10 protein-coding genes and 1 other RNA gene are annotated in these 8,529 nt (G+C 60.4%); 6 read left to right on the plus strand and 5 right to left on the minus strand.

The features are described 5' to 3' along the window. The first annotated feature begins 154 nt into the window (after positions 1–154). The 5 genes from FH08_RS0131925 to FH08_RS0131945 all read left to right on the plus strand — a co-directional run bounded on the left by FH08_RS0131925 (position 155) and on the right by FH08_RS0131945 (position 2,691). Entirely contained in the window at positions 155–538 is a 384-nt protein-coding gene (locus tag FH08_RS0131925; protein ID WP_031362261.1) for a hypothetical protein, read from the plus strand. Continuing rightward, positions 535–849, plus strand: coding sequence for a cell division protein ZapA (locus FH08_RS0131930; RefSeq protein ID WP_031362262.1), 315 nt, complete (start codon positions 535–537; stop codon positions 847–849). Before FH08_RS0131925 ends, FH08_RS0131930 begins: the two co-directional genes overlap by 4 nt. A 230-nt stretch (positions 850–1,079) precedes the next feature. After that, a non-coding RNA gene (gene ssrS, locus FH08_RS49975) (6S RNA) lies at positions 1,080–1,261 on the plus strand. Between the two features lie 161 nt (positions 1,262–1,422). Beyond that, a complete protein-coding gene (locus tag FH08_RS0131940; RefSeq protein ID WP_031362263.1) occupies positions 1,423–1,881 on the plus strand; it encodes an EVE domain-containing protein in 459 nt (152 codons plus the stop codon). An 84-nt stretch (positions 1,882–1,965) separates the two neighbouring features. Next, a complete protein-coding gene (locus FH08_RS0131945) occupies positions 1,966–2,691 on the plus strand; it encodes an SIMPL domain-containing protein (RefSeq protein ID WP_031362264.1) in 726 nt (241 codons plus the stop codon). 84 nt (positions 2,692–2,775) lie between these two features. Here FH08_RS0131945 and lgt read toward each other — a convergent pair whose 3' ends face one another. Then, on the minus strand, positions 2,776–3,681 hold the full coding sequence (gene lgt / locus FH08_RS0131950) for a prolipoprotein diacylglyceryl transferase (RefSeq protein WP_031362265.1): 906 nt from the start codon (positions 3,679–3,681) through the stop codon (positions 2,776–2,778). 21 nt (positions 3,682–3,702) lie between these two features. Beyond that, a complete protein-coding gene (locus tag FH08_RS0131955) occupies positions 3,703–4,650 on the minus strand; it encodes a LysR family transcriptional regulator (RefSeq protein ID WP_031362266.1) in 948 nt (315 codons plus the stop codon). A 106-nt stretch (positions 4,651–4,756) separates the two neighbouring features. On the opposite strand from FH08_RS0131955, the gene ilvD reads away from it, so the two are divergent. Further along, a complete protein-coding gene (ilvD, locus tag FH08_RS0131960; protein WP_031362267.1) occupies positions 4,757–6,430 on the plus strand; it encodes a dihydroxy-acid dehydratase in 1,674 nt (557 codons plus the stop codon). A 126-nt stretch (positions 6,431–6,556) separates the two neighbouring features. Here ilvD and FH08_RS54460 read toward each other — a convergent pair whose 3' ends face one another. From FH08_RS54460 to FH08_RS0131975, 3 genes are all read right to left on the minus strand, one after another. Beyond that, positions 6,557–6,970 (minus strand): DUF2486 family protein, encoded by a 414-nt coding sequence (locus FH08_RS54460; RefSeq protein WP_419178033.1) that lies wholly within the window; start codon positions 6,968–6,970, stop codon positions 6,557–6,559. Positions 6,971–7,110: 140 nt separating this feature from the next. Next, a complete protein-coding gene (locus tag FH08_RS0131970) occupies positions 7,111–7,536 on the minus strand; it encodes a DNA polymerase III subunit chi (RefSeq protein ID WP_031362269.1) in 426 nt (141 codons plus the stop codon). 37 nt (positions 7,537–7,573) lie between these two features. Further along, positions 7,574–8,529 (minus strand): leucyl aminopeptidase (locus FH08_RS0131975; RefSeq protein ID WP_031362270.1); only part of this gene is annotated, 956 nt, incomplete at its 5' end.

Below are 8,529 nucleotides of genomic sequence, written 5' to 3' on the forward strand. Positions count from 1 at the left end.
TGGGAAAGTGAACCCCTATAAAACGTTTCCCCCTACAAATAAAGGGCCGCGCCCATGCTTTGAAGACCGACTGCTGTTACGTCTGGAAACGAACCAAATTTCTGAAGCGCCGGAGAAGCGCGCTAAAATGCGAGGTCTTAAGAGGACGCAGCACATGCTCAACGAACTCGAATCACTGTCACAGAATATCGGCCGGCTGATCAAGATCAGCGAACGCCACCATCAAGCTCATAACGCGTTGGCCCAGCAACTCGAACAGTTGCGCGCCGACCATGCCAACACGCAGGGCGAACTTGCGGCCGTGCGCGAAGAACGCGATGCACTGGTGGCGGAGCGCGACTCGCTGTCCGCCAAGATCGACGATGCGCAGGTTCGTCTCAACGTGATTCTCGAAAAATTGCCGCGTGCGAAAGCTGCACCTGAGCCGGATAACCAGCTTGCCCTTTTGCCTCCCGATGGCGGCGCCGAACCGGATACCGCCGACGCGGCGCACGGTGCGTTGCATGAAGAATCACACCATCACGGAGAAAAGGCATGACGTCAAAGCAGATCGAGGTATCCATTCTCGGCGCGCCGTATCGGCTCGCGTGTTCGCCGGAAACCGAAGGCGCTTTGCGCGAAGCGGTGGCCCGCGTTGACGCGGAAATGTCAAAAGTACGAAACGCAAGCAGCGTGCGCGGCACGGATCGGATCGCGGTCATGGCGGCGTTGTCGCTGGCGTCAGAATTGCTCAAGCTGCAAAACAGCGTGCGTCACGGCGAAGCATTCCCGGCCGAAGAGATTCGCCACACCATGCATCAAATGAACGAGCAACTGGGCGTCGTGATTTCACAATACGAAGCGCTGTAGTTGCCGGAGTAGTTGCCGGAGTAGTTGCCGGAGTAGGTGCAGCAATGGCGCGCGCGTAGCGGCTTTGAACTCGCTTTAAATGCTTGACGCGCAGGCTAAAGTCCGGATGTTATTTTGTTGCTGGAGTGCTGGCACGATTCTATGTTTTGCAGCATTTAACAAATTCATCGGTCACCATAAAGTTTTCCTGGATCATTGCTGCATCGTCTCGATGATTGGTGTAAAGTGACTGCTCCCTGCCTGGTTTGCCAAGGTCATATATTCCTTGAACCAATGCCATTGTGCACGGTTGTGGGACCTTGTAGCACTGGCGAGCGCGTCACTCTGTCTGATGAGCCCAAGGTGTTGCTTACTGCGACCAATCTTGAACCCAGGTTCAGGATGCCGGCCTAGCGGCTTGGGCGGGGACCTTTTTCAACGGCATGTGTATTATTTAATGCATGCTGGCAAGCGGTTGAGTCGACTGAATGGACTAACGGCGCTGGAGTTTCTCCGGCGCCGTTTTCTTTTGCATCGTGAATCCTGCATCGTGCATGCTTCTTTGCACGGCGCCTTTCTCCATGGAAAACATTCATGCACTACTGGCTGATGAAGTCGGAACCGAACGAAGCGAGCATCGACCATCTCGCTCACGCGCCGAAAAAAACTTTGCCCTGGACCGGCGTGCGTAATTACCAAGCGCGCAACTTCATGCGCGACGGCATGCAGGTTGGCGACGGCGTGCTGTTCTATCACTCGAGCTGTCCCCAACCCGGAATCGCAGGCATTGCGAAGGTGTCGTCGGCCGCTTATCCCGACCCCACTCAATTCGATTCCACCAGCCACTACTACGATCCGAAGTCATCGCAGGAAAAGCCGCGCTGGTTGCTCGTCGACGTCCACTTCGTGAAGAAGACGCCGCTCATTCCACTTGCCACGCTACGCGATCATGCCGAGCTTGCCGATATGCAAGTGCTCGCGAGAGGCAACCGCTTATCCATCACGCCGGTCACCGAAGCGCAATGGCGCTTTATCACCAGTCACCTCTTGTAACCTCGTTGAAGGGAACTTCGCGTGCATGGGAAGCGCCTAAGCTTCGCGTCACATGACGCGCACTCATGCTTACGGAGTTAGACGATGACAAAGAAAAACACCACTTCCACACTGGCAGCCGTCGTGCTGCTTGCAGGCGCCGCCATGGCACAGAGCGCTTTCGCTCAAAGCGTCGTTCAGGCCCAGCCGTCGGGCGTATTGTCGCTCGCAGCCCAGGCCAGCGCCGACGTGCCGCAGGACGTGGTCGACATCACGCTGTTCTATGAGCAGGAAGCGCAAGACCCGGCCTCGTTGACATCGGTGCTCAATCAACGCGCGGACGCCGCGCTGCGCCAGGCGAAGGGTGTCGATAACGTCACGGCGCACAGTGGTTCGTTCACCGTCTACCCGTCCACCGATCGCGATGGCCGCATCTCCGCATGGCGCGGCCGCACGGAAGTCGTGCTGGAGTCAAAGGACTTCGCGGCGGCGTCCAAGCTGGCGGGCAAGATGAGCGATTCAATGCAAGTGGGCAGCGTGACGTTCTCGCTCTCGCCGGAGGCACAGCGTGCAGCGGAGCAGAAACTGTCGACGCAAGCGATTGCTTCGTTCAAGCAACAGGCACAGAGTTCGGCACAGGCGTTCGGCTATAGCGGGTATGCGATCCGTGAAGTGAACATCGGCCATAACGGGTCGTCGCCGCGTCCGGTCATGATGATGGCCGCACGCAACATGGGCGCGGATGCAAAGATGTCGGCACCCATGGCGCTCGAAGGGGGTACGTCGACCGTGACCGTGAACGTATCGGGTTCGGTGCAGATGAACCGATAGGCGCTCAGCTCAAGTCTCGCGGTGTAAAAAAGCCTCGCTGCGTGCGAGGCTTTTTCATGGCATTTGCAAAGGCTTATTTCTCGTTCAGGAGGGCTTCGCGGACTCTGAAGGCAGTGCGCGACCACGTCGATACGACCAGATAAGCACGCCGATTCCGCCAATGATCATGGGCAGTGAAAGCCATTGGCCCATCGACAGGTTCATGGCCAGCAGACCGAGATAATCATCCGGTTCACGCGCGAATTCAACCGTGAAGCGCGCGAGGCCATAACCAATCAGAAACACCGCCGAAATCGCGCCCACCGGCCGTTGCTTGCGCGACATCAGCCACATCACGATAAACAATGCGAAGCCTTCCAGCGCGATCTCGTACAACTGCGACGGATGACGCGGGAGCATCTGGTAACGCTCGAAAATCTCGTTCAGATTCCACTGCGCAGCCTGTTGCGGATGAGTGCGCAGCCAGATGGCGTCATCGGGGGATGCGTTCTGGAACAGCATGGCCCACGGCGCATTCGGATTGGTCACACGGCCCCACAACTCGCCGTTGATGAAGTTACCGAAGCGTCCGGCCGCCAGTCCAAGCGGGACGAGGGGCGCGACGAAATCGGTGACTTGCAGCCAGGTCCGCTTTCGTTGCCACGCGAACAGCACCATGGCGATCGTCACGCCGATCATGCCGCCGTGGAAGGACATGCCGCCTTCCCAGACCTTGAAGATATCGAGTGGATTCGCGAGGTAGAAACTCGACTTGTAGAACACCACATAGCCAAGCCGTCCGCCCAGGATGGTGCCGAGCACCCCGTAGAACAGGATGTCGTCGATGTCCTTCGTCGTCCACCCTTGCGCCGAAACATACGGTAAACGCAGCCGCAAGCGACCGATGACGATGCACTGGACGAACGCCAGCAAATACATGAGGCCATACCAGCGCACAGCGAGCGGACCTAGATGAAGCGCGATGGGATCGAAATTCGGGTGAATGAGCATGTTTCTATTTACGTGTAGGGGTCATGGCAACGCAGGCACGGTAGCCGCATGAGCGCGCACTATATCGATAAAACCGGCGAGCACCGGGCTGACCTCCGCCGCGCGCCACACGAGTCCGGTCTCAACCACCGGACCCGATTCGAGCAACGGACGATACACCACTCCGGTCCTGCGCAGATGTCGCAGCGATTGCGGGACGAGCGCGACACCCATGCCAGCTGACACCAGGCTGACAATGGTCTGCATTTGAATAGCCTCCTGCCCGACATGCGGCATCAGGCCGGCCGCGCCGTAGCAACCCATAATCATGTCATAGAAACCGGGTGCGAGACGCCGCGGAAAGACGACGAGCGGGGCATCGGCGAGTTGATGAAGGCTGACAGGCGTCTCGGACCACTCCTCGCCGCCCTGCCCGAGCTCAGCCGCGGCATCACTAGACATGGCGATGACCAGCGGCTCGCGCGCAATTGGCAAATACGACAGCGCGACCGCGTGGCGCGGTGGCAGCGGCGGAATGACGAGCCCGGCGTCTATGCGGCCCGCGACCAGCTCTTCCACCTGGACGTCGCTGGTCGCTTCCACGAGTTGTAGCCGGACGCCAGGAAAACGGGCGCCGAAATCGCGCAGCAGCAGCGGCAGCAGGCCGTAATCGGCAGTGGAAACGAACGCAAGGGACAGAACCCCCGCTTCACCCCGCGCGAGCGATTGCGCGAGCGGTCTTAACGCATCCGCGCCCGCGAGCAGCCGCCGCACTTCCGGCAGCAGGTCCTTGCCCACGGGCGTCAGCTCCACGGAGCGCTTGGTCCGCACGAACAGCGCCACGCCGAGCATGTCCTCCAGCGCCCGGATAGCCTGCGACAACGGCGGCTGGGTCATTGCGAGCCGCCCTGCGGCCCGTCCGAAGTGCATTTCTTCCGCAACCGTCACAAAATACCGCAACAACCTGAGTTCGATGTTCCGCGCTTCCACTGATATCTTCCACGACTTAATAGACCCTGAATAATATATTGGACACGCGTTCGCGCAAGCTTCATCCTGTCGCGACCAGACAATAAAATCCTCAAGGAGCCCCCACATGGCCTTCAATCGCCGCTCGAAAAACATCACGCAAGGCGTCGCGCGTTCTCCGAATCGCTCGATGTATTACGCCCTTGGCTACAAGGAAGAAGACTTCGACAAGCCGATGATCGGCATCGCCAACGGTCATTCCACCATCACGCCGTGCAACTCGGGCCTGCAAAAGCTCGCCGATGCCGCCGTCGAATCGATCCGCAAATCAGACGCAAATCCGCAGACCTTCGGTACGCCGACCATCTCGGACGGCATGTCGATGGGCACCGAAGGCATGAAGTACTCGCTCGTGTCGCGCGAAGTGATCGCCGACTGTATTGAAACGGCCGTGCAAGGCCAGTGGATGGACGGCGTTGTCGTCATCGGCGGCTGCGACAAGAACATGCCGGGCGGCATGATCGGCCTCGCGCGCATGAACGTGCCGGGCATCTATGTGTATGGCGGCACGATCCGTCCGGGCAACTGGAAGGGCGTGGACCTGACCATCGTGTCGTCGTTTGAAGCGGTGGGTGAATTCTCGGCCGGGCGCATGTCGAAGGAAGATTTCGACGGCATTGAGAAAAACGCCTGCCCGTCGAGCGGTTCGTGCGGCGGCATGTACACGGCCAACACCATGAGCTCGTCGTTCGAGGCGCTGGGCATGTCGCTGATGTATTCATCGACGATGGCGAACCCGGACCAGGAAAAGGTCGATTCCGCGGCTGAATCGGCGCGTGTGCTGGTCGAAGCGGTCAAGGCCGATCTCAAGCCGCGCGACATCATCACTAAGAAATCGATTGAAAACGCGGTTGCGCTGATCATGGCGACCGGCGGCTCGACCAATGCGGTGCTGCATTTTCTGGCTATCGCCCATGCGGCGGAAGTGGAATGGAGCATCGACGACTTCGAGCGCATGCGCAAGAAAGTGCCGGTGATCTGCAACCTGAAGCCGTCGGGCCAGTACGTGGCGACCGATCTGCACAAGGCCGGCGGAATTCCGCAAGTGCTGAAGATCTTGCTCGACGCAGGCATGCTGCACGGCGATTGCATCACGATCACCGGCAAGACCATCGCGGAAGAACTGAAGGACGTGCCGTCGAAGCCGCGCGCTGACCAGAATGTGATTTTCCCGATCGACAAGGCGCTCTACGACGAAGGCCACCTCGCGATCCTGAAGGGCAATCTGGCACCGGACGGTGCCGTGGCGAAAATCACCGGCTTGAAGAACCCGGTCATTACCGGACCGGCGCGCGTGTTCGAGGACGAGCAAAGCGCGATGACCGCGATTGTCGCGGGTCAGATCAAGGCGGGCGACATTGTCGTGTTGCGCTATCTCGGCCCGAAGGGCGGTCCCGGCATGCCGGAAATGCTGGCGCCTACTTCAGCGATCATCGGCCAAGGGCTGGGTGAATCGGTGGGCCTGATTACCGACGGCCGTTTCTCGGGCGGCACGTGGGGCATGGTGGTCGGTCACGTTGCGCCGGAAGCCTATGCAGGCGGCACGATTGCGTTCATCAAGGAAGGGGATTCGATCACCATCGACGCCCACAAGCTGCTGTTGCAACTGAACGTGGATGATGCCGAGATCGAGCGCCGTCGCGGGGAGTGGACGCAGCCTGCGCCACGTTATACGCGCGGCGTGCTGGCCAAGTATGCTGCGCTTGCTCAGCCGGCTAACAAGGGCGCGGTAACGGGTTAATTGCTGGCTGTTTTTTCGCTCGCGCCGGTGGGGACCGTTTCAGGTTCTTCCGGCGCCAGCGAGAATTAATGCCGGTGCGCGGTCGAACTCGGCTCCGGTAGCCATAACCGCCCCGGAAATCTCTTCTTACTGCCGCTTTCGCCGCTCCAGCTCATCGGCCACCGCCTCGCGCACCCATTGCGTCAACTCGGTTTCCAGCGCCAACGCAACCTCCCGCGTGATCTGGCTCACCAGCCAGGTGGAATGCTCCTGCAACGACTCCCTGCAACGTTCCTCTATCAATGCCCGTCCGTCGCCTGTTAAAAAGTGCGTGAAGCGTCCGCGCAGCCTGTCTGCGATCACATCGGCGTCACGATCTGCTCCGTGTGCAAGCTCTTCGTGCGATGGCACAGCCGCGGGCGACAACACCGGCTCCGGCGCACGCGGTGCAACACGGGCTCGGTCCGGCCGGCCGGGCGCGATGACATCGGTCAGCACAGGAATGGATGAATCGAAGTTTTCGGGTGTTTCAGCCGTATCGGGCGCGGTGGTGATGGGCACGAGTGGACTCCGTCTCTTGATGGCAGGCTGTTCTGTCGGCAACCTGATAGCAACCTGATGGCAGGTTGACTGCGGGCTAACGGCGGGCGTTTTTGCGATCATACCGCGTGCCCGCCGCGCGCAGCGACTGAGCGGTGCGCTCAGTCGCCCTGCTTGTAGTTGTTGAGCACGTAGCCCCGATCGCGATAGAAACGATACCGCTCGCGCCCAGCCACGAGTTCCTGCTCCTCGTTGCCGACCACTTCCAGCAGGCGTTCAAACCGCGCGAACTGCGGCGGTACCGTGGCGCCGAGGTTCAGCAGGATCTGATGCCGCTGATCCTGCACCAGCGCTTCCAGCGACGCCGTCAGCAACACTGGCGTTTCAGCCGCCAGCGCGCTGTCCGCCATGCAATGGGGCACGAACTCGAGCGGCTTGAACGTCCACAACTGCTCGTCGAACCGTTTCAACCGCTCGGGTTCGGCCAGCACGATCAACGGCTGGCCGCTCAGGTAGGCCTTGCGCGCGAGGCGGCAGGCATACGCGATCGAATCCCCGACATTCGAATGGAAATCGATCCGCGTCATGCCCGTGCCTCCACGCTTACGCTTGCTTCAACCACGCTCATTGGCCCGCGCGATCGACCAGGAACTGCGTGAGCAAGGGCACCGGACGACCGGTTGCGCCCTTTGCAGCGCCGCTTTTCCACGCCGTACCCGCGATGTCGAGGTGAGCCCACGGATAGTTCTGCGCGAACCGTGACAGGAAACACGCCGCGGTAATCGCGCCGCCCGGCCGTCCGCCGATGTTCGCGACATCGGCGAAATTCGACTTCAGCAGGTCCTGGTATTCGTCGTCAAGCGGCATGCGCCAGGTCGGATCGATAGCCTCCTTCGATGCGTCCAGCAACTCGCCCGCCAGCGCGTCGTCCTTCGAGAACAAACCCGTGTTGTGATGGCCAAGCGCCACCACGCACGCGCCCGTGAGCGTGGCGATATCGATGACTGCAGCGGGCTTGAAACGTTCCACATAGGTCAGCGCGTCGCAGAGAATCAGGCGGCCTTCCGCGTCAGTATTCAACACTTCGATAGTCGTACCCGACATCGACGTGACAATGTCCCCCGGCTTCACCGCGTTGCCGGCCGGCATGTTCTCGCAGGTCGGCACCACGCCGATCACGTTGAGCTTCAGTCCCATTTCCGCGATCGCGCGCATGGTGCCGAACACGGAACCGGCGCCGAGCATGTCGTACTTCATCTCGTCCATGCCCTCACCCGGCTTGATGGAGATGCCGCCGGTGTCGAACGTAATGCCCTTGCCGACCAGCACCACCGGAGCGGCCTTCGCGCCCGCGCCCTGGTGATGCATCACGATGAACGCTGGCGGTTCGATCGAGCCTTTCGCGACCGAGAGGAACGAACCCATGCCCAGCGCTTCGATCTGCTTCTGGCCGAGCACTTCCACCTTCAGCTTGAATTCCTTGCCCAGCTTTTTCGCGGTATGGCCGAGATAAGTCGGCGTACAGACGTTCGGCGGCAAGTTGCCGAGATCGCGCGTCAGGTCCATGCCATTGGCGAGAG

Origin of the sequence: Caballeronia sordidicola, assembly GCF_000729995.1 — a bacterium.
GTDB lineage: Bacteria > Pseudomonadota > Gammaproteobacteria > Burkholderiales > Burkholderiaceae > Caballeronia > Caballeronia sordidicola_A.